General features: G+C 61.8%; 1 protein-coding gene and 2 tRNA genes. All 3 read left to right on the forward strand.

Annotated features, from left to right (window positions below; translation table 11 throughout):
- The first annotated feature begins 87 nt into the window (after positions 1-87).
- The 3 genes from I2D41_RS02430 (at position 88) to I2D41_RS02440 (ending at position 2,192) form a co-directional block, all read left to right on the forward strand.
- A tRNA-Cys gene (locus tag I2D41_RS02430) sits at positions 88-161 on the forward strand.
- 42 nt (positions 162-203) lie between these two features.
- Positions 204-279: transfer RNA gene (locus I2D41_RS02435), tRNA-Gly, on the forward strand.
- Positions 280-458: 179 nt separating this feature from the next.
- The gene (locus I2D41_RS02440) at positions 459-2,192 is read left to right on the forward strand and encodes a glycoside hydrolase family 13 protein (RefSeq protein WP_229042059.1); all 1,734 of its coding nucleotides are present in this window, start codon (positions 459-461) and stop codon (positions 2,190-2,192) included.
- The last annotated feature ends 194 nt before the right edge of the window (positions 2,193-2,386 follow it).

Raw genomic sequence — 2,386 nt, forward strand, 5'->3', positions numbered from 1 at the left:
GCACAACCTTGCCAAGGTTGGGGTCGCGGGTTCGAGCCCCGTTGTCCGCTCCATTGCATTTCCGGACCGTTTAGGCGGTCCTTTTTCGGCGAAGTGGCCAAGTGGTAAGGCAGAGGCCTGCAAAGCCTTTACCCCCGGTTCGAATCCGGGCTTCGCCTCCAGGCAACATCCGGGCGCTCCGGCGCCCGTTTTGTTTTACATTTGCGGACATGGCTCAGTTGGTAGAGTACAACCTTGCCAAGGTTGGGGTCGCGGGTTCGAGCCCCGTTGTCCGCTCCAAACGCAGCAGCCCGACTACTACGGTAGCCGGGCTTTTTCGTACCCATCGCATGGGCTCGAACCCGAGAGGGGGCGAGGGTTTTTGGGGCGTGGCTGCGGCGTTGTTTGTCGCGAATGTTCGCTTTGGGCGTATCATCGTGGGCATCTCGCAAAACCTCGTTGCAAGGGAGACTCATCCCATGGCTACAGAAAAGTCCTCGTCGCGCTCATGGATGTCCGATGCCGCGATCTATCAGATCTACCCGCGCTCGTTTAAGGATTCGACCGGTTCGGGTCTGGGCGATATCGCGGGCATTGCCCAGCAGATGGACTATCTTGAGCGGCTGGGCATCGAGGCCATCTGGCTGAGCCCGTTTTACCCTTCGCCTCTTGTCGATGGCGGCTATGATGTGGCGGACTACTGCGATGTCGACCCACGTCTCGGCTCGCTTGACGACTTCGATGACATGATCGCTGCGGCTCACGCGCGCGGCATCAAGGTCATCGTCGATATCGTACCCAACCATTCATCCAACCAGCACCCCTGGTTCAAAGCCGCTCTTGCCGCCGGCCCCGGATCGCCCGAGCGCGCCCGTTATATCTTCCGCGATGGTCGCGGCGAGCATGGCGAGCTGCCTCCCACCAATTGGAATGCCAACTTTGGCGGCCCCGCCTGGACGCGTGTTGCGGACGGTCAATGGTATCTGCACATGTTTACGCCCGAGCAGCCGGACTTTGACTGGTCATGCCCCGAGGTTCACGCGTTCTTTTGCGACGTCCTGGCGTTTTGGAGCGATCGAGGCGTCGATGGCTTTCGCATCGATGTGGCGCACGGTCTCGCCAAGGATCTCGACCGCGATGACCTCGACCGGTGGCATCTCGCCGAGGGCGATGACATGGTTGACGACGGCACCCATCCGCTGTGGGACCGCAACGAGGTCCACGAGATCTATCGCGAGTGGCGCCGCGTGTTCGACCGCTATAATCCGCCGCGCAGCGCCGTTGCCGAGGCGTGGGTGCTGCCTGAGCGCCAGTATCTCTATGCGCGTCCCAGCGAGCTTGGCCAGACATTCAACTTTGAGTTTGCCAAGGCCACTTGGACCTATGATGACATGCACGCTGCAATCGAGGAGGGCTTGAAGGCAGCTATCGAATCCGATTCCGCCTCGACCTGGGTACTCTCCAACCACGACGTGCCGCGCGTGGCGACGCGCTATGCCCTGCCGCAAATCAAGGCGACGCGCTACCACCAGATTGCGCTCGACTGGCTCTTACGCGACGGGTCGTCTTATGACGAGGACCGTGAACTCGGCGAGCGCCGCGCGCGGGCGGCCCTTTTGCTTGAACTGGCGCTTCCGGGCTCGGCATACGTGTATCAGGGTGAGGAGCTCGGTCTTTTTGAGGTGGCTGATATCCCGTGGACTGCACTCGAAGATCCCAGTGCAACCAATACGCGCGGACCGAAGCGCGAGAAGGGGCGCGACGGCTGTCGTGTGCCCCTGCCGTGGGTAGCGGCGGACGATCCCGCGCAGGGCGGATCGTTTGGGTTTTCGCCGGCGGACGCTGATGCGGCGCCCCATCTGCCGCAGCCTGCATGGTTTTCCGATTATGCTGCCGATAGGGAAGAAACGGACCCGACATCGATGCTTGCGCTCTATCGTGACGCCCTCTGGCTGCGGCGCAAGCTGCGCGGGTGCGCCAACGATCTTGCGTGGCTCGATCTTGACGGGCGCACCGGTCTTGCGGATGGTGCCGAGGGCGCTGAGGGCGGCGTCATCGCCTATCGCCGCGATAACGGCTGGGCGTGCGTGACGAACTTCGGTGCAGCACCCGTGGAGCTGCCGGCGGGCAGGGTCCTGCTCACCTCATCAGCGCTTGCAGACGGCAGACTCGCGCAGGACAGCTCTGCCTGGATCATGCTCGGTGAGATGTAAGGGCCTCTTGCGGCGAGTTTGCGTTTGCCTGCGCCTTCCGTGGTGGCTGATGTCTTCGCGAGGTTCGCGAGGGCGTCGCAAAACTTTTCAAAAAAAGTTCTTGCATAGGATGCGGGCATCACGTAAGATTAATCCTCGTAAGCGGACATGGCTCAGTTGGTAGAGCACAACCTTGCCAAGGTTGGGGTCGCGGG

It is taken from the genome of Collinsella aerofaciens (assembly GCF_015552075.1).
In the GTDB taxonomy this organism is placed as follows: domain Bacteria; phylum Actinomycetota; class Coriobacteriia; order Coriobacteriales; family Coriobacteriaceae; genus Collinsella; species Collinsella aerofaciens_Y.

Bases quoted from the DNA above. Each gene is read 5' to 3' on its own strand.
- I2D41_RS02440 (WP_229042059.1), top strand. From the start codon at position 459: ATGGCTACAGAAAAGTCCTCGTCGCGCTCATGGATGTCCGATGCCGCG.